The organism is Pseudomonas cyclaminis (assembly GCF_015163715.1).
Classification (GTDB): Bacteria; Pseudomonadota; Gammaproteobacteria; order Pseudomonadales; family Pseudomonadaceae; genus Aquipseudomonas; species Aquipseudomonas cyclaminis.
This window is the reverse complement of sequence record NZ_JADDUM010000043.1, coordinates 1-19,494: the sequence shown is the minus strand read 5'-3', so window position 1 is coordinate 19,494 and position 19,494 is coordinate 1. Positions and strand designations below refer to the sequence as shown.

General features: G+C 55.3%; 15 protein-coding genes and 1 pseudogene. 14 read left to right on the top strand and 2 right to left on the bottom strand.

Features of this window, described 5'->3' with window-relative positions; translation table 11 throughout:
• The 7 genes from IQK56_RS07630 to IQK56_RS07600 all read left to right on the top strand — a co-directional run.
• A partial coding sequence (locus IQK56_RS07630; protein WP_279646748.1) for a poly-beta-1,6-N-acetyl-D-glucosamine N-deacetylase PgaB occupies positions 1–521 on the top strand: 521 nt, incomplete at its 5' end.
• A 2-nt stretch (positions 522–523) separates the two neighbouring features.
• Positions 524–1,864 carry a poly-beta-1,6-N-acetyl-D-glucosamine synthase gene (pgaC, locus tag IQK56_RS07625; protein WP_099584338.1) on the top strand — a complete coding sequence of 447 codons (1,341 nt, stop codon included), beginning with the start codon at positions 524–526 and terminating at the stop codon, positions 1,862–1,864.
• Positions 1,865–1,866: 2 nt separating this feature from the next.
• Complete coding sequence (gene pgaD / locus IQK56_RS07620) at positions 1,867–2,349, top strand: poly-beta-1,6-N-acetyl-D-glucosamine biosynthesis protein PgaD (protein WP_122309556.1); 483 nt, start codon at positions 1,867–1,869, stop codon at positions 2,347–2,349.
• A gap of 460 nt (positions 2,350–2,809) precedes the next feature.
• The gene (locus tag IQK56_RS07615) at positions 2,810–4,531 is read left to right on the top strand and encodes a ShlB/FhaC/HecB family hemolysin secretion/activation protein (RefSeq protein ID WP_193862211.1); all 1,722 of its coding nucleotides are present in this window, start codon (positions 2,810–2,812) and stop codon (positions 4,529–4,531) included.
• A 31-nt stretch (positions 4,532–4,562) separates the two neighbouring features.
• Complete coding sequence (locus IQK56_RS07610; protein WP_246500176.1) at positions 4,563–9,251, top strand: two-partner secretion domain-containing protein; 4,689 nt, start codon at positions 4,563–4,565, stop codon at positions 9,249–9,251.
• A gap of 10 nt (positions 9,252–9,261) precedes the next feature.
• Entirely contained in the window at positions 9,262–13,491 is a 4,230-nt protein-coding gene (locus IQK56_RS31085) for a hemagglutinin repeat-containing protein (RefSeq protein ID WP_341869496.1), read from the top strand.
• Positions 13,488–13,850: a hypothetical protein gene (locus IQK56_RS07600; RefSeq protein ID WP_150762516.1), complete on the top strand. Its 363-nt coding sequence runs from the start codon at positions 13,488–13,490 to the stop codon at positions 13,848–13,850. The genes IQK56_RS31085 and IQK56_RS07600 overlap by 4 nt, the downstream gene beginning before the upstream one ends.
• Before the next feature lie 439 nt (positions 13,851–14,289).
• On the opposite strand, the gene IQK56_RS07595 is transcribed toward IQK56_RS07600, so the two are convergent.
• Positions 14,290–14,430 (bottom strand): hypothetical protein, encoded by a 141-nt coding sequence (locus IQK56_RS07595; RefSeq protein WP_191632631.1) that lies wholly within the window; start codon positions 14,428–14,430, stop codon positions 14,290–14,292.
• A 450-nt stretch (positions 14,431–14,880) separates the two neighbouring features.
• Here IQK56_RS07595 and IQK56_RS07590 point away from each other — a divergent pair, with 450 nt between their 5' ends.
• The 6 genes from IQK56_RS07590 (at position 14,881) to IQK56_RS07565 (ending at position 18,518) form a co-directional block, all read left to right on the top strand.
• Complete coding sequence (locus tag IQK56_RS07590) at positions 14,881–15,255, top strand: barstar family protein (protein ID WP_150762517.1); 375 nt, start codon at positions 14,881–14,883, stop codon at positions 15,253–15,255.
• A gap of 53 nt (positions 15,256–15,308) precedes the next feature.
• Positions 15,309–15,551 (top strand): toxin glutamine deamidase domain-containing protein, encoded by a 243-nt coding sequence (locus tag IQK56_RS31705; RefSeq protein WP_193862212.1) that lies wholly within the window; start codon positions 15,309–15,311, stop codon positions 15,549–15,551.
• Between the two features lie 115 nt (positions 15,552–15,666).
• On the top strand, positions 15,667–16,053 hold the full coding sequence (locus tag IQK56_RS07580) for a hypothetical protein (RefSeq protein ID WP_193862210.1): 387 nt from the start codon (positions 15,667–15,669) through the stop codon (positions 16,051–16,053).
• Between the two features lie 621 nt (positions 16,054–16,674).
• The gene (locus IQK56_RS07575) at positions 16,675–17,028 is read left to right on the top strand and encodes a pentapeptide repeat-containing protein (RefSeq protein WP_246500175.1); all 354 of its coding nucleotides are present in this window, start codon (positions 16,675–16,677) and stop codon (positions 17,026–17,028) included.
• A gap of 249 nt (positions 17,029–17,277) precedes the next feature.
• Complete coding sequence (locus tag IQK56_RS07570; protein ID WP_193862209.1) at positions 17,278–17,688, top strand: hypothetical protein; 411 nt, start codon at positions 17,278–17,280, stop codon at positions 17,686–17,688.
• Positions 17,689–17,936: 248 nt separating this feature from the next.
• Positions 17,937–18,518: a hypothetical protein gene (locus IQK56_RS07565; RefSeq protein WP_193862208.1), complete on the top strand. Its 582-nt coding sequence runs from the start codon at positions 17,937–17,939 to the stop codon at positions 18,516–18,518.
• 94 nt (positions 18,519–18,612) lie between these two features.
• Here IQK56_RS07565 and IQK56_RS07560 read toward each other — a convergent pair.
• Positions 18,613–18,849 (bottom strand): annotated as a pseudogene (locus tag IQK56_RS07560) (IS4 family transposase); the annotation flags it as partial.
• 263 nt (positions 18,850–19,112) lie between these two features.
• Between IQK56_RS07560 and IQK56_RS07555 the strand changes: the two are divergent.
• Positions 19,113–19,436, top strand: coding sequence for a hypothetical protein (locus IQK56_RS07555; protein WP_224795005.1), 324 nt, complete (start codon positions 19,113–19,115; stop codon positions 19,434–19,436).
• Positions 19,437–19,494: the final 58 nt, after the last annotated feature.

Below are 19,494 nucleotides of genomic sequence, written 5' to 3'. Positions count from 1 at the left end.
TGCGCGCCGACCCTGCGGTGATGCAGCGCTGGACGCGCTTCAAGAGCCGCTACCTGATCGACTTCACCAATGAGCTGACCGCCAAGGTCCGCGCCATTGCCGGGCCGCAGGTGCTGACTGCACGCAATATCTTCGCGCAGCCGATGCTCAACCCGGAAAGCGAAGCCTGGTTCGCACAGAACCTCGATGACTTCCTCCAGACCTACGACTGGACCGCGCCCATGGCCATGCCGCTGATGGAAGGCGAGACGCTGAAAAACTCCAACGCCTGGCTGGAAAAGCTGGTGGCGACGGTCAAGGCCCGCCCTGGTGCGATGCAGCGAACCGTATTCGAACTGCAAGCCAAAGACTGGCGCACCCCGGATGCCCCCGACCTGTCCGCCGCGCAAATGGCTGAATGGATGGGTGTACTCAAGCGCCAGGGTGTCACGAGTTTTGGCTACTACCCGGACAACTTCCTGGAAAATTCCCCGGACCTGAAGACTGTGCGTCCGGCCCTTTCCAACCAATGGAACCCTTGACCATGTTCGACAGAATCCTGGCTTTATTCGTGCTGGCACTGGTCTTGGGCGTGCCCCTGGGCCTGATCTTCCTGGTCACCGGGCAGTTCCTGATGGACTTCGTGTTCTTCTACCCACTGTTCATGTCGGCGCTGTGGATTGCCGGCGGCTTGTACTTCTGGCTGCACTGGGAGCGCCACTGGCCCTGGGAAGAAGACACCCCGGCGCCGACCCTGGCCGGCAACCCGCTGATCTCGATCATCATCCCTTGCTACAACGAGGGTGATAACGCCGCCGACACCATCCATGCGGCTCTCGGTCAGCTGTACACGAACATCGAAGTGATCGCAGTCAACGACGGTTCCAAAGACAACACCGCCGCCGTGCTCGATGCCCTGGCGCTGGAACATCCGCGCCTGCGGGTGCTGCACCTGGCGCAGAACCAGGGCAAGGCCGTGGCCTTGCGCATGGGGGCCGTGGCGGCGCGCAGTGAATACCTGGTGTGCATCGACGGCGACGCACTGCTCGATAAAAATGCCGCGGCCTACATGGTCGCGCCGATGCTCGACAACCCGCGCCTGGGCGCCGTGACCGGCAACCCACGCATCCGCACACGCTCGACCTTGATCGGCCGCGTGCAGGTGGGCGAGTTCTCCTCGATCATCGGCTTGATCAAACGTACCCAGCGCGTGTTCGGGCGCATCTTCACGGTGTCGGGTGTGGTGGTGGCGTTCCGTAAAAAGGCGCTGGATCGCATCGACTACTGGTCCACCGACATGATCACCGAAGACATCGACGTCAGTTGGAAGCTGCAACTGGACCACTGGAGCATCTTCTACGAGCCCCGTGCGCTGTGCTGGATCCTCATGCCCGAAACCGTCGGCGGCCTGTGGAAACAACGGCTGCGCTGGGCCCAGGGTGGCGCCGAGGTGTTGTTCAAAAACATTCGTGGCATCTGGCAATGGCGTCACCGCTACCTGTGGCCGCTGTTGTTCGAATACTGCCTGTCCACCGGCTGGGCCTTCACGTTCATGCTGTCGGTGATCTTTTGGGGCGTGGGTAAGTTCATTCCGCTGCCCCAGGCGATTGCAGTGGACTCACTGATGCCGCCGGCGTTTACCGGGCTGGTGTTGGCGATGGTGTGCCTGCTGCAATTCGCAGTCAGCATCCTGATCGACCGCCGCTACGAGAAAGACCTGTGGAAAACGCTGTTCTGGACCGTGTGGTACCCGATGGTGTTCTGGCTGGTCAGCCTGTTCACCACCCTGGTCAGTTTCCCCAAAGTGCTGTTCAACCAACACCAGAAACGCGCGCGCTGGGTCAGCCCCGATCGCGGTATCAAACCTGTTGAAGAGGAGGCGTGATCATGAAACTGGTCAGAACTCGCCAAAGTACCGTGATGTGGATCATCGACGTGATCCTGACCTTGATGGCCTGGGCCGGACTGGTCTGGCTGCTGGCGCGTGGGATCACCTCGATGCTGGACACCCACGGCGGCCCGCGCATCGAGGCGCCGATCTTCGCCGCGCTCAACACCTTGCAGATCTACCTGTGGATCGCATTGTTCAACGCCGTGATCCTGGTTTCCTGGGCGCGCTACCAGCAACGCAAGGGGCGCAAGTTCGCCCAGCGCCGCGCCGAGGCCAAGGCCCTCAGCGACAAGCGCCTGAGCGAAAGCTTCAGCCTGGCGGAGGGCGACCTGGAGCAACTGCGCCGGCCGGGCGTGCTGGTGATCCACAACGACGAAGAGGGCGGCGTGTCGGAAGTCAAAGCCCATGTCTCCCGTGACGTGGAAAAGCCGGGGTTGACCCTGGTACCGGGCACGGATCAAACCAAAGACGCCAGCTAGTGCTGTAAACCCAATGCAATGTGGGAGGGGGCTTGCCCCCGATGGCCATAGGTATCTACACAACTTCAATAGGACAGTTGCTACGCAGGGGCTCGGCTCAAGATGTGGAGCACCGCCCCTCCCACATTCAGGTATCACCCTGCCGATACCGAGAACTGGGATCCAATTCACAAAAACCCCGCGAACTTATCTGCACTTTCCGGTACTAACTTATCTCGGCACCAGCTTGATGGCCAAATAATGGCAATTTCAAGTTGTCCGAATAATCGCTATCAAAACAGCAGCCGCCGGTCGGAATAATACGTCCAGTCTCAGGCTGTTTGTCTTTTTGATAATATTTTGTTGTTTTTAATCAATGAGTTACGGATGTAACTAGTGCGAAGGTGCAACTAACTCAATTTTTTGGGTTGTTGCAAGTTCGATGTTAGTTTCCCGGCCCTTGATTTTCGACGGACCGAACATGTCTTTTCTATTACCACGGACTCGGTATTTTCTGTGCACTTTACTGCTCGCTTACTTGAGTATTAACAGTGCTGTGGCCGCCCCTACGCCATTGGATCAGGACCTGATCCGCGATCGCCAGAACCGCCTCCTCGAAGAACAGCGCCGGCGCCTGGACGAGCTCCAGGACCTGCCCGGCAAAGCCAGTAAGCCAGAGACGCCGGCATTGCCTGCGGACACCCGTTGCTTCCCCATCCAGGACATCGAACTCAAAGGCGCCGACAGCCTTTCCGCCGCCGACCGCACACGCTTGCTCAAGCCCTATATCGGCCAATGCCTGGGCGTTACGCAGCTCAATGAGCTGCTCAAGATCATCACCGACCATTACATCGCCAAAGGCCGCGTCACCAGCCGCGCCTACTTGCCGCAGCAGGATCTTTCCAGCGGCCATCTGCAAGTGCTGGTGGTCGAAGGCAAACTCGAAGGCATCAAGGGCGCCCAGGGCAGCACGGTCACCGACCGCGAGCTGGCCATGGCGTTTCCCGGCAAAGTCGGCGAGGCGCTCAACCTTCGTGAGGTCGAGCAACTGGTGGATCAACTCAGCCGCCTGCCGTCCAAGCAGGCGCAAATGGAATTGACCCCCGGCAGCCAGATCGGCGGCAGCGAAGTCCTGGTCAAGAACCAGCCGCAAAAGCCCTGGCGCGCCAGCCTGTCGCGCAACAACGACGGCCAGAAAAGCACCGGCGAACAGCAATGGGGCGCCGGCCTGGAGTGGGACAGCCCGCTGGGCCTGGCCGATCAACTGATCCTGCGCGGCGGCCACGATGCCATCAGCGACCACCAGAAAACCTCGAAAAACAGCATGCTCTACTACAACGTGCCGTGGGGCTGGTGGAACTTCAGTTACACCTACAGCGAGAGCGATTACCGCGCGCCGGGCGACCTTGACGGCTACAAGTACAAGCAAACGGGTGACAGCCAGAACCACCAGTTGCGCGCCGAGCGCGTGGTGCATCGCGATGACGTGAGCAAGACCTCGGTCAACGTCGGCCTGACCCATCTGCGCACCAACAACTACTTCAACGACGAGCGCCTGGACGTCAGCAGCAACCGCCTCAGCGAGTTCCAGGTGGGCATCAACCACGGGCGCCGCATCGGCAGCGCCTTCGTCAACCTGGATGTCGGCATGCAGAACGGCACCGGCGCCTTTGACGCCCAAAAGGATGACCAGGAACGCATCCGCGGCAACCTCACGCCAACCCCGCGTTACCGCAAATACACCGCCACAGTGAGCTACCTGCAACCCTTCATGCTGTGGGGCGAATCGTTGAGTTTTTCCAGCCTGGCCACCGGACAGCGCAGTGAAGACGTGCTGTACCCGGCGCAACGCATGAGCCTCGGCGGCTCGTACTCGGTGCGCGGGTTCAAGGACCAGCAACTGACCGGCGACAGCGGCGGCTACTGGCGCAACGAAGTGCGCTGGGCACGTCCGGTGACTCTCGACTGGATGCGCCCCGCCTTTGCCGAATACGGCGCCAGCGTCGGTTATGACCAGGGCGTGATTCGCAACGATCGCTACAACGACGACCAGCACGGCCGGGTGTCGAGTAACTCCTTGGAGCTGTTCGCCCGAGGCAAAAACGTCAGCACCAGCGTGACCTTTGCCCACTCCCTGGAGCGACCTGGCGTGATGACCGAGCGCGAAGCGCCGATCTATTTCCGCCTGGATTTCTACCTGTAATTCAACGCCCGCAGCCTTTGAGATTTTGAATATGGACGTTCGCCCCGTTACTGCCCTGAAAACCCTGAGCCAACGCGGCCTGGCCTTGATCCTGGCCAACGCGCTGTTCTGGCAGCCGCTGCTGGCCCAGGCCGAAGGCATCGTGGTCAGTGGCCCCGGCACCACCGTCGGGCAGGCGGGCAACGGCGTGCCGGTGGTGAACATCGCCACCCCTAATGGCAGCGGCCTGTCCCACAACCAGTTCAAGGACTACAACGTCGGCCCCAACGGCGTGATCCTCAACAACGCCAACAGCATTGTGCAAAGCACGCAACTGGGCGGGATCATCGTCGGCAACCCGAACCTCAAGGGCGGCGCGGCGAATGTCATCCTCAACGAAGTCAAAGGCGGCAGCCCCAGCCAATTGCGCGGCTACACCGAAGTGGCGGGCCAGTCGGCCAAGGTCATCGTTGCCAACCCCTACGGCATCAGCTGCAACGGTTGCGGGTTCATCAACACCCCCAACGTCACCCTGACCACCGGTAAACCGGTGATCGATCAGGCCGGGCAGCTCAAAAGCTACCAGGTCGATGGCGGCGCCGTGACCATCGACGGCAAAGGCCTGAACGCGAGCAACGTCGACCACTTCGAGATCATCACCCGTTCGGCCAAGATCAACGCGCAGATCAACGCAAAACAACTCACAGTGATCGCCGGGCGCAACGACGTCGACGCCCAAAGCCTGAAAACCACCGCCCGCGCCGACGACGGCAGCGCCAAGCCGGAGCTGGCCATCGACTCATCGGCCCTGGGCGGCATGTACGCCGGCGCCATCAAGTTGGTGGGCACCGAAGCCGGTGTGGGCGTGAAGCTCGACGGCACCCTGGCCGCCAGTGGCGGCGACATTCAACTCGATGCCAACGGCCACCTGAGCATGGCCCAGGCGGCTGCCAGCGGCGCGGTGGACATCAAGGCTGCGAGCCTGGAGACCAAAGGCGCGGTCTACGCCGGCACCACCCTCAAGGCACAGACCAAGGGCACACTGAAAAACAGCAAGACCCTCGCCGCCCGCGACAGCATCACCCTGGCCAGCAACGGCCAATTGACCAACAGCGGCATCGTCGAAGCCGGGGTCAACGCCGACAACACCCGCAACACCAGTGGCGACGTCACCCTCGACAGCCAGCAAATCACCAACACCGGCACGGTGATCGCCAATCGCGAACTCACCGCCACCGCCAGTACCCTGAACAACCAGGGCGGCACCTTGAGCGCCAGGCAGGCGCTGAACGTCACCGCCGACCGTGTCGACAACCGCAACAAAGGCCGACTGCTCAGCGACGGCGCACAAACCCTCACCGTCAGCGGCCTGCTGGACAACACCCAGGGCGGTCTCATTGACAGCAGCGGTGCCTTCACCCTGCATGGCAATACCCTGGACAACAGCGCCGGCAGCCTGACCAGTGGCGGCGCGATCACCCTGGATTTGATCGGCGACCTGATCAACCGCAACGGCAAGCTGGCCAGCGCCGGGCCGTTGCTGATCCAGCGTGCGGCACACATCGACAACCAGGGCGGCAAGCTCGCCAGCCAGGGCTTACTGACAGTCTTCGCCAACAGCATCGACAACCGTAATACCGGCACCCTGGCCGCCAACGATGGCCTGGTCCTGACCACCAGCGGCCTGTTGCAAAACAGCGGCAACGGCCTGATCCACAGTGAAAATTCCGGCGTGACCATCACCGCCGGCACCCTCGACAACAACGGTGGCCGCATCGCCGCTAAAGGCGGTGATGCGCAGGTCGACGCCACTGACTTCAATAACGGCAGCGGCGCGCTGTTTGCGCGTGATCGCGTGCACCTGACCGGTATGAATGTGGATAACGGTGGCGAGATCGCCGGTAACCGGATCGACGTCAGCCTGGAAGGCGCATTGAACAACCGTGGCCTGATCGAAAGCGCCACGACCCTCGATGTCGCGACCGCCAGCCTGAACAACAGTGGGCAAATGCGCGCCTTGGGCACCAGCGGCAAGACCCGCTACGCCATCGGCGGCCTGCTCAACAACAGCGGCAGCCTGGAGACCGCCAACGACCAATTGAGCCTCGCCGCCACCCGCTTCCAGAACACCGGCGGCAAGGTGTTGCACGTGGGCACCGGCTTACTCGACCTCAGTGATATCAGCCTCGATGACGTAGGTGGCAGCCTGGTCACCAACGGTGACCTGACCTTCGACAACGTCAATTGGACCAACAGCACCGCGATCCAGGCCGGGCGCCTGACCGTCAATGTGGATAACCTGCAACAGACCGCCACCGGCAAGTTGCTCGGCACCCGTGCGCTGCTCGGCAAAGGCCAGGACTGGACCGTCGGCGGCACCATTGCCAGCCAAGGCAGCCTTGATCTGCACGTCGATAACCTGCTCAACGACCACGGACTGATCTTCAGCGGCGGCGACCTGAACCTCAAGGTCGAGCGCCTGAAAAACCTCGGCGCCACGATCTACGCCATGGGCAACCTGCGGGTCGACCGCGACGGCCAGGGCGGCTTGGCCACCAGCATCATCAACAGCTCGGGCACCATCGAGAGCGAGCGCAACCTGACCCTGGCCGCCAGCACGATCCAGAACATCCGTACTGTGCTCACCACCGAGTCCGGTATCTACAGCGCATCCATCACTCCCACGGCCTGCATCTTTCGCGTGACCGGTGGCGACTGCGAAGGCGGCAAGCAGAACCGGCCGTTCCTGATTACCCAGCGTGATCACTTCATCGTCACCGATGCCACGGCAGCGTCCAGCATCACCTCGCGAGGCGACATGCTGCTCACTGGCGGCGACCTGCTCAACAGCAGCAGTAGCATCGCAGCCGGTGGCAACCTCACGGCCATCGTCAACCAGTTGACCAACGTTGGCGTGGTCACCCACGACACTCAGTACGATCGCATCTTTACCTCCGCCCGCGAGCGCAAGCCCGGAGGCTGGTACCGTGAAGCCGCTGCGTTCACCCAGCGCTATTCGGCGGGCCAGGACATGGGCGGCGTCGAAGCGGGCCTGGCCTCGTTCATCGGCAAAATGGAGGACGAAAAGACCGACCTGCGCAAAACCACCCAACTGACGGTGCCCGACCAGAGCTACGCCGCCGTCATCCAAGCAGGCGGCAGCGTGGACGTGAAGGCCCAGGCCGGCATCGACAACAGCGTCGTGCGCGGTGGCTACACCTACGTCGGCAGCGGCGCCAACACCCAGGCGCCGGGCTACTCGACCCTGGTCCGCCTCAACCCGCAGCTGCCACCGGACGTCGCCCAGCAACAGGTCAACCCGCTGGGCCTGCCTGGCTTCGACCTGCCCACCGGCCAGAACGGCCTGTTCCACCTCAACGACAGCGATGGCGCCAAAGGCCTGCCCACCAGCCAGTTCGCGGCCAACCCGCATAAGTACCTGATCGAAACCAACCCGCTGTTCACGGATATGCGTCAGTTCCTGAGCTCGGACTACATGCTGAGCAAGCTCGGCTACGACCCCGACACCGCGCAAAAACGCCTGGGCGATGGTTTCTACGAACAGCGCCTGATCCAGCAAGCCGTGCTCGCACGCACCGGCCAGCGTTTCATCGACGGCCAGACCAGCGATGCCGACCTGTTCAAGCACCTGATGGACAACGCCATCGGCAGCAAAAGCGCCCTGAATTTGTCCGTAGGCGTAAGCCTCACCGCCGAACAAGTCGCGGCCCTGACCCACGACATCGTGTGGCTGGAAAACGCCACCGTCGCCGGCCAACAAGTGCTGGTGCCGGTGCTTTACCTGGCCCAGGCGAACAACCGCCTGGCACCCAACGGTGCGTTGATTTCCGGCACTGACGTCAACCTGATAACCGGCAGCAACCTCAACAACGCGGGCACCTTGCGCGCCACCGGCAGCCTGCTGGCGAACGTCGGCGGCAGCTTCACCAACAGCGGCCTGATGGAAGCCGGTGGCCGCCTCGATGTGCTGACCGGCAACAACCTGACCAACCGCGCCGGCGGTGTGATCAGCGCAGGCAACGTCAACCTCGCCGCCGGCGCCGACCTGCTCAACGAACGCAGCGTCACCACCCACGAAAGCGCCAGCAGCTACCGCACCGAACGCAGCGACTTCGTCGACAGCGCCGCGCGTATAGAATCGGCCAACGATTTGTCCATGCAGGCCGGTGGCAACGTCAACAACATCGGCGGCGTACTCAAGAGCGGCGCCGACACCACGGTCAAGGCCGTGGGCGACGTCAACATCACCGCCTCGAAAAGCCTCGACAGCGGCGCCATCGGCAACCGTTCCAGCTTCACCACCATCGCCCAGCAAGGCTCCGTGGTCGACGCGGGCCGCGACCTGCATGTGATTGGCGGGCGCGACATCAGCGCCATCGCCAGCCAGGTCGAAGCCAAGCGCGACGTCAACCTGATTGCCACCCGCGACCTCAACGCCATCGCGGCGGCCAACGAGCAGCATTCGACGTACAACTCGAAAAAAATCAAAAGCATCGAAGACCATGTGCAGCAGGTCTCCAGCGTGATCAAGGCCGGCGGCGACGCCACCCTGAGCGCCGGGCAGAACCTGCAACTGGTCGCCAGCCAGGTCAATGCCGGCAACGAGGCGTACCTGGTATCGGGTAAAAACCTCGAGCTCAAAGCCGCTGAAAACCAGGACTACAGCTTCTACAGCAAGACCAAGAAAACCTCCCAGGGCAAAAAAATTCCGCCTGGATGAAACCGACGTCGTGAACAACGTCGGCAGCCTGGTCAGCGCGGGGACGAACAGCACCGTCGTGGCCGGTACCGACCTGCTGCTGGCCGGCAGTGCCGTCACCGCTGAAAAAGGCGCCACGCAACTGGTGGCCGGCCAAGACGTGAAGATCCTCGCCGTCAGCAACGCCGACAGCGCCCGCCACGAACGCAAGGAAAGCAAAAGCAGTTGGGGAGGCCTGAAGTCGAGCAAGGTCCAGGACAAAGTCGACGAAAAACGCACCACCGCCGTGGGCAGCATGGTCTCCGGCGAAACCGTCACCGTCGCGGCCAAACGCGATGCCACGGTCACCGGTTCCAACCTGGTCAGCACCGGCGACCTCGCCGTCCAGGCTGGCCGCGACCTGACCATCGACGCGGCGCAAAACACCTTCGCCCGAACCGACATGCACAAGGAAAAAAATCGCGACCTCACCGGCGTGCTGACCGGCAACAAGCTAGGTCTGGATGACATGACCGGCAACCAGAAGCTGTACATCAACAGCTCGAAACACAACGGCACCGCCAATGAAATGACCTTGACCGGCAGCACCATTGGCTCGAGTGCGGGCAATGTGTCGTTGACGGCGGGGCGTGAGTTGAAGGTGGTGGCCAGTGATCTGGTGAGCACCAAGAACATGGAGTTGAGCGGGGCGAATGTCACCGTTACTTCAGGGATGGAGACGGCCAGTCAGACCAGTAAGGACAGTTCCAAGAGCTTGGCGGTAGGGCGGGTGATTGCGGGCTCGGTGGTGGACACCGCCACCAGCATGCGCGACGCCGTCAAAGCGGCCCGTAGTGCTGATGACCCACGACTCAAGGCAGTCAAAATCGCCCAGGCGGCCCTCGCCGCCTACAACCTGAACGGCCAGGCTTCGGACGCCAATGCGCAAAGCTCCGGCTTCAAAAACAAAACCGGCGGCACACCCGGCAACGGTTCGCTGATCAAGATCGGTACTGAACTGGCCAATAACCGTAGCAAGAACAGCAGCGAATTCAACAGCGCCACCGCCAAGCAGAGCACGCTCAACGCAGGGCAGGACTTGTCGATCGTTGCCACGGGCGCAGCGGCGGGTACTCAGGGTGATATCCAGATCACCGGCAGCAGCTTGAAAGCCGCCAACACCTTGTTGTTGGCCAAAAACGATGTGCTGATGCAAAGCGCACAGAACACCACCGACCGCAAAAACGAAGGGTCGAAAAATAAAACCGCCATTGGCGCCAGCTTCAATATTGGCGAGCAAAACGGCTTCACCCTCGACCTCGGAGCGCAGGGTGCCAAGAACAATGGCAACGGTAACTCCGTCACTCAGGTCAATAGCACCCTCGATACAGGCAGCCTGTTGTTACAAAGCGGTGGCGATACCACCCTCAAAGGTGCCCAGGTTCGTGCGGACCGTATCAAGGCAGATATTGGCGGCAACCTCAATATCATCTCCCTCCAGGACACCGAGTCGTCGCGCAGCAAACAGAGCAGTGCAGGCTTCGGCGCGAGTATCTGCGTCCCGCCGTTCTGCTACGGCTCTACCGTAGCGGGCTCGGCGAACCTTGCCGCCGCCAATATGAACAGCGACTACAAAGGCGTGACCGACCAGAGCGGTTTGTATGCGGGCACGGGCGGCTACGACATCAATGTCGGCAAGAACACCACCCTGCAAGGCGCGGTGATTGCCAGTGAAGCGTCAGCTGATAAGAACCGGCTCAGCACTGACCGCCTGATCGTCAGTGATATCAAGAATGTCAGCGAAATCAAAAGTCAGTCTGCCGGTATTTCGGTGTCTTCCAGCAGTACCAGCGGTGCGTCGATGGGCGGGAGCATCCCGATAGCACTCAAGGAGAAAGACCATAGCTACACCCGTAGCGCGGTCAGCGAAGGCACGATTGTGGTTCGCAGTGCCGAAGGTGCCAACGACCTGGTGGGGTTGAATCGCGACACCGCCAACGCCAATCAGAAACTCGACCGGCCCGATGAGAAGGCCATGCAAGAGCGTATTGACCTGATCCAAAGCTCGGCGCAGTTGGCCAGTGGGGTGATCAGTGCGGTAGGCAAGGCGAAGGCGGATGAAGCGAAAGCACTGGCCGATGAAGCTAAAAAACAGACCGAAGCCGGCTCCCCTGATGCCGCTGGAACAGTGCTCGCAGCGAATGCCGCTTATACGGAAGCCCAGCGCTGGCAGGTCGGTGGCGACAAACGTTTAATGGCCGATATCGCGTCCGGGCTAATCGCCGCAGGGCTGGGTGGCGCGCCTGTAGGAACGACGGTTGGTATTGTAGCCAACACGGCCTCCAGCGATATCTTCAACAAGATTGGCGATTATGCCCAGTCGCGTGCGACTGATCCTAAGTCGGATGCGGTCACTCGGGCGGCTTGGGCTGAAGGCGGTGCGGCACGTTTGATGTTGCACGCGTTGGCGGGGGCGGCTATTGGGTTGTCCAGTGGCAATGTGCAGAGCGGCGCGCTGGGCGCGGGAGCTTCTGCGGCCTTGATGCCTAGCATCGCGGATGCGCTGGGTAAAAATGGTATCAGGGGATCGGAACAGGAGACGTTGGCTGCGTTGGTCGCCCTCGGTGTGGGCGCCTCTGTGGGCAGTAACGGCACCACTGCGGGTGCGGTAGTTGCTGGGAGTACGGCGACAGCCGTCGAGCAATACAACCGTCAAGCGCACCCGACGGAAGCGCGCTTAATACAAAAAGAGGCCGATAAGTTAGCGGCGGAAGCGGGAATTTCCCCTGCTGAGGCAGAAAGGCGCATGGCCGCAGCGCTGGCGTCCTATACCGATAAAACGTGGAATGCTACGGTCGAAAAAGCGGGTGAGAGTCAGTTTGACCCCCTAACTCTCAAACACCTGGGTGAAGCGCTGGCGCCGTTGGGGGCCATTTATGAAAACAGCGCGCTCTATCCCGAAGGGACTTCCCGCGCTTATAACGGTGAAGAAACGCTCAGTTTGCTCAAAAACTATGGCGTCACTCATAGCGGAGATTTCAAAGACGGCTCCGTCAATCTGGGTTATTTGGACGATCCAAGTCTAGGGCTGGTGGACTTCTATAAAAACAATCTCGATTACCGAGGCAAAGTTCCTGGAGGAGATGAAGGGAAGGGCTCTGCCGCTGGGGTGGGTCTGAGTCTCCTGGGAACGGCCCAAAGTATAGGTTCTTTGTTCAAGATTGCGTTTGGCGGCAACTCTTTGGACGAAGCCAATAAAGTGCTTAGCCCCTTCGTAGAGCCGTCTTCCGGTTTGCTGGATAGCTGGATGACGAAAGATGCGCAGAGCTTAGTGTCTGGGCTGCAAAACAATACCTACGAGGAGTATTTGAGGAAGACCCAGCTCAGCGCAGATCTTCTGCAGATGGGGTTACCTGGCCTCGGGCAATTGGGTAGGCTCCGCCAGATGGGGAAAGCGGGGGAGGCCGCCAAAGCTGCAGAAGCGGCGAAGCTTGGTTTTGCAGACGGCAAGCTTCTGGATGAGTTTGCGGATGTACCCGTGGCGGGTAAAGGCGCCATTTATGGGCCGGCGTCTGCGGGTGATAAGGGTTTTATTGTTGTATCAACGCCAGCAGGCGATGTGAAATTACCTGAGTGGTACCGCGTCGATGGGGCCGCAGGCGCTGATTTTGTCTCCTTTGATAATGCGCTAGCTGACGGCGCGCAGCGTATTATAAATTCCCGCACGGGTAACTTTGAAGTCTTGGGCGCAGATGGTCTGGTGTACTTCAATGGTCCAAATGGACTTGTGCCCAAGGCGGGGGGTACTCTTGCAGTATTGGCTGAGGCTGAGAGGAGGATTGTTGGTGCAAAAGCAACAGCGGGTTCTGTAGAAAAGCAAACGACGCCTAGTTTTTCCAATCAATTCCCAGATCACCCAACAGGTGTTCCAACGCTAATCTCAGAGACAAAGTTGACTCAAGGCGCAGGAAGATATAACTATGTCGTTCTTCAGGATGGTCAGTTAGTGATCGGGCGAAAATTTAATGATGTAGGTGGTGGTCATATTGATCTAGCGAATGGCAAACCCGTTGTTGCTGCGGGAGAAGTGAAAATTGTGAACGGCGAAGTTAAATATATTGATAATACATCAGGGCACTATGAGCCCTCTGGTCGGGCTGCTCAAGCCGCAGCAGAAGATGCTTTTTCTCGAAAAGGGCTTGATGTGGGAGGGAAGTATATAGAAAAAGTCTGGGTGCCAGATTCTAGCGATTCCAGAAAAGGCGCCTGGGTGCCGAAATGAATGACGTCATTAAAGAGTTTGATAAACTTTGCGATATGGCTATAGCCGCTTTTGGTGAAGAGCTAGACATTTCCTACGAGATGTCCTTATTAAATATTTTGGAGTTTATAAAAAAACATCCTGCCTATAAAGAAGATTTTATAGATAGATTTAAATTGTTTTTAATGTCTGGAAATTCGCCATTTGAAGTTGTGGCATTTTGTATGCGTGAGCTTCAATGGCCCGAAATTAAAGAATTTGTAATTTCAAAGATGAATCCTTCCGAGGATCCTCGTAGCGAGGCCATGCGAAGCACATTAACTGCATATGACGAACTTTGGCCTGATGCGGATCTTTACAGTTACTATAGTGTGAATTAATTGGTGCAAAAGCAACAGCGGGTTCTGTAGAAAAGCAAACGACGCCTAGTTTTTCTAATCAATTCCCAGATCATCCAACAGGTGTTCCAACGCTAATCTAAGAGGCAAAGTTGACTAAAGGCGCAGGAAGATATAACTATGTCGTTCTTCAGGATGGTCAGTTAGTGATCGGGGTCAGACCATGGTTACATTAATGGTGGTCAGACCCGAATGGCACTTACTTAACCTTCTTCGGATGCCCATTCTTGCGTACCTCAGCCCTTTCCGCCCCTCGTGCTTTCGCGTTGTCAATTGGTTTGGGTTTTGTAAAAGTGCCTCTGAACATGGGGTTGGCTGATGGTTTGAACAAGAAAAATCAATATTTGATGTGACGGTCAGGCAGTTTGATAATGACCAATTTATTCTTGGTAAAAAGGCGCCGTATGGTGGTGCAATGTTGCTATATTTTTTGTCCGTGGGCATGAAAGGCAATAGCCTTTACAATGAGGCGGTCGATGCGAGCAAGTAAATTTATAAATACCCTGCTGCTGATAGTTTCATTGTTGGCGGTGGTGTGTGGGGTGAGTACGTTTTTCGGCATGATGGTCTCCATAGTGGTTGGTATACTGCTTCGCACAGATTCGAACTGGGTGTTCATGTGGATTGGATTTCCCTTGTCAGGAATATTTGCTGTGTACTGGATAGTTACACGGTAGGATTATGTGAAATCTTTTATATCCGGACGTGGTGGGTGGTAGAGCGGGTAATTGAGGTCAGATAACGTTTGTTTGAGTGTCTGTGGAGCTGACCTTGAAATATTACGATCTTTAAAAATTAGTTTTTTATTTTTATCTATTTGAAGTGCTTTAAATAAGGCGGTTATGAAAATAGCCGTCCATTTTTATTTGTGAATTCAACTTCCGCCCAATCACGTCGCGAGATAAAGGGGACAGATTTATTTAGGTGTAGCGTTGATCGCGAAGCTATTAAATAAATCTGTCCCCTTTACCGCAAAACCTTCATCCCGATAAAAAATTGAGGCCTGTCGAAAATGTTGCCATTCAAGTTTGTGGACATCCCGCCTTCATATGACGCGGCCGAGGTTTTTTATGTGCGGATTGACCCGTCCATTGGGATTGCAGAGGAATTGATAAGAGCGCTGTATTACCTACTTTGGTTGCCGGGGTATTTTGGTTTTAACTGGGATGCCTTATATGATTGCTTAAGAGATCTTAGCTGGATTCCCTGCCACAAAATCGTCCTTGTACATGTGACTCTTCCAGAATTGCCAAGAGAGGATCTACAGGTATACCTTGAGATTTTACGTGACGCGGTCTTTGATTGGGTTGGTGACGAAGGGCACGAGATAGAAGTAGTCTTCAGAGAAATTGATAGGCTTACGATCGAGGATCTGCTAGAAAAATAGCTTAAGCCACTGGTGCAAAAGCGGCAGGGGTTGCGGACGAAACTGCCGGTTCAATAAGGAACGTCAATCCAGGTTACCCAGACGCTGGGCGAACTCATAACTGCGTCAATTGTTCAATTGCTACTGATGCAACACTGGCAGGTAATCCAGCATCTGCATTGCCGATAAACTCCACCAAGGGTGTTCCGTTGACCGTGCTGGAGAAGCAATATGGAGCTAAGTTTCGCGGTGTGTCTTCGGTAAAGGCGGTAAAGGGGACAGATCTATTTAACTGTAAAGGGGACAGATCTATTTAACTACTAAATAGATCTGTCCCCTTTACCTGCAACCTTCTTGGTAAGCGGGGGCATTAGTGTAGGTTCTGGCGGGGTATTGTGTGCCACGGCCGCAGGCTGTGTATTTGGGGCGCCTATGATGACGTTTGGCGCGGGGAACATGTGGGAAGGCGGATCTGGCGTGTGGAACCATTACACCGGCTTGAATGACAACAGCAACCCCGTGAGAGCCGCCTTTGATCTTATCCCAGGTGGTTACGGACCTACGGTCTATAGCGGTGCCGATCTTGCTTTCTCAGTGGGCGCCGGTTTTGTGAAGGTACCTTTGAAATTAGGTCTTGCAGACGGTTTGAATAGGTCAAAATCAATGTTCGGTGTAACGATGCGAAAATTTGATAACAACCAGTTCTACTTCTGGACTGGGAAGCCTGTTCGCTATGGGAGCGCTGCAGCGGTTTACCTAAAATCTGTGGGTGAGAAGGGCTACACTTTCTATGAGGAGGCCTCTCGTGATAAGAATTAACCCTATTCGAATGTTCATTTTAGCGGTGGGCTTATTGGGCGTTGTTTATGGCACTAGTTTTTTTATAGCTGTTCTGGTTTCCGGTTTCATCGGCGTCCTGCTAAAAACAACCGATGATTGGGTTTATCTCTGGATCGGCGCGCCACTTTCAATTGTCTTGGCTGTTTACTGGACAGTCAGCCGATGGACGTATGTAAAGGAATTCGTAACGGGCCGCAGAGGTTGGTAGACGTTTTATGCTAGTTAGGATGACTCTAACATGCCATCAAGCGAGTGAAATCAGCCTTGTACACCTACAGGTATTTATTGAGAGCATTGCTTGTATTTACATAGCAAGGAGTGGTCATGAGAAAAAATGCAGAAAAGGGGACAGATTTATTTAATAGCTTACTGATCAGCGCTAAACTTAAATAAATCCGTCCCCTTTTTTCCTAAGGGGGATGTCGCTCCTCCAATTAAGATGGATGGCAATATAATTGTTGATGGGAATCATCGTTATATCGCTGCGAAAATATTAGGGCGAAGTCCAGAGGTGGCTCCAGGAGCCTTGTCGCCCAGCAAAGCTGGACAGACCAAACCTGTATCAGATGTAAAAATTGATCCGGTAGATTGGGGGAACAGATGATAACTATCTGCTTTGAGACAGGTGAGACCCTGGATTTGCCTTTGGATGGTCTAGCTAATTCAATATTTAGTGGGCTGGAGCTTCATCGTGCAATTTTTGACAATTTTGATGTTTCGGGAGCAGATTTTACAAACTCGAATTTGAGAAATGCGTCTTTTAATTACTCTATATTGAATGGGGCGGTAATGCATGGTGCCGCTCTTATGAACGCGACACTAGTTGGCGTGCAAATGAAGGGGGCGGATCTTTCAAATGTTATAGCAATTGGGGCTGACTTTACCGAGGCAGACCTTTCATCGTCTGGTTTGAAAAATGCAGATGTTTGTGGTGCTAGTTTCATAAGAGCATAATTTATGCAATGTTAATTTTGACGTTAAAAGAATAGAAAGTGCTTTTTTTTCTGGTGCTATATATAACGAATGGACAGTTTGGCCTGAAGGTTTCGATCCTGTAATGTTTGGTACGACCAAAGTTTAATTTTAGTCTCTTTACTCGGTGCAAAAGCTACAAAAAATAGGGGTCAGACCACGATTAGTGCACCAATGTATATTGGTGGTCTGACCCCTATTTCCCACGCGCATACCGGTGGATTTCTAGATATGAAAGACTTTGGTTACTATGCTTCACTACCAGACTCAATGACTATTGAGGAAGTCAACGCTGAATTTGCAGAATTGTTAGATGGGATAGAGTCCAAAAAAATCAGTAATGATGTTTTTGTAAGTTCATTATTGGAGTTAAGTGATAGACAGTGGCATACCTATAGTGTCTTAAATGCCTGCACCAAGAAGAAAATTGAAGATTGTCTGATGTCTGTATGGAATGGTAAAGACCTAGAGCTTGTTGGAAACATTATTGGCATTATGGTGAGATTGGGGCTTGAAGGAATAAATGCATTTTTGACTTCTTGTTCACCAAAAAATGTATCGCCAGAAGTTTTTAGTGAAATTTCACTTGCGCTTTCCGAGTTGGGCGGCTCAGTGTCGGATCCATATAGTGGTATACGCTAGTGGTAATCGGCTAAGGCCGTATTTTCGTTTGAGTGCCCGTAGGGTAAGCAAATGTTGAAATATTACCTTGTTTTAAAAATTAAATTTTATTTGTTTGAGATTTTTTAAGTAAAGGGGACAGATCTATTTAACTACTAAATAGATCTGTCCCCTTTACCTAGGAGCCCCGTCACAGGACGCGTTGGACCTGCGCCAGCTCTTGAAAAAGCTTTGTCCGACGCGGGAATCAAAATTAAGGTGCATTGATTATGGAATTTACAACCGCCTATACGCCAGTCACAGATTTTTTTTCATCTATGAATTCGAAAGAGCTAAATTGTTTTTATGAGCTCTTTATGCTTAATAAACCCTACTGTTTAGATGAGTTGATTCAAGCTGTTTGGCAGACGCCGGGATATGAAAGCTGGAACGCGGATTTTTCCCCGGAGTCTTTAGATGGTGTGGCTGAGTGGTTAGCTTCACGTATTCATAAAGAGCAACTGCCATCAACGGTTAACGAAACAGGAAATGATTCAATTGCCGGCACGGCTGATTTGAACACACCTGTTCTATCCGAAGATGCAATGTCTTTGGCTGTTTTAGTCGGAATGTATTATGGTGAAGTGGCGGTCCGATGTAACCCTGAGCTGAGCTGGAGTCAGTTAAAAGGCAGTAGAAAACAGGCAGATTACGGGCAGCCTGTGATATCGGCATCTGGCATGTTGCCTACCAATCCAATCAGGGTTGCTCACGCATTTGCATCCGCTATTCTTGATGGATCAAAAAAAATCGGTCGACTTCGAGAAACATATGAATACTGGATGCAGTTAATACAGGATAAAAGAAAATAGGGGCAGAATACGGTTCGGTAAAGCGGTAAAGGGGGCAGCGGTAAAGGGGACAGATCTATTTAACTACTAAATAGATCTGTCCCCTTTACCGCTAGAAGTCATTCACGGCATTCTGGCAAGAACGGTCGGCATTCATGGCCTGGGCCAGAAACATCGACAGGGTCTCGGTCGGTGTGAACAACCGTTGACGATGCTTGGGCATCACGGGCTCGACACGCTGTAGCAGCTCTGGGTCGGCGAGCAACTTGAAGAATGCTGGAGCATTGCTGTTTTTGGCGTGCTGATGAATGCGCTGCTGTTGATGATTGACGATTTGACGTCTACGATTCACGCGGGCTGTGTCCTTGTTCTATTGGTGTGTGTTCGCAACTATCACCGTAGACCAAGGCCAGCCTTTTTTAATTTTTTTCAGCAGGATCAGAGGGTTACCTGTTAAGTAAGTGCCATTCGGGTCAGACCACGATTAGTGCACCAATGTATATTGGTGGTCTGCCCCCTATTTCTGCTATTTTTGTGACCCCTATTTTTCACACACGCATACCTATGAATATGGTCCAGGCTATGGCTCCCATGGGAAAGAGACGAGGATCAATAATGATTAGTCTTCCAGAGTTAAATGAGTTGCTTGTTGCTCACAACTGCTTGCATGCAATTAGTGTTCAGTTGAATGTTGACGGGATGGCTTATGATTTATCTTTATCGATTTCGGCCTCTGAAAAGGTAGGGGCTGATGTCGTGAGTATCAGATTCATTGATATTAGCCAATTTACGTCCCATGATTTTGGCGGCGGATTAACTCAGCTGATGCATATGAACGTTAAAAAGCTTGACTCTGGCTTTGATAGGATGCGTTATCAACTGAGTGATCTTGAGGATAAAAAGTTGTCGTTTTGCTTTTCATCATTCTCGCTTGATTAGCTGGGAAAGTAGGCGGCAGGCCACTATTTAGTGCACCAATGTATATTGGTGGTCTGAC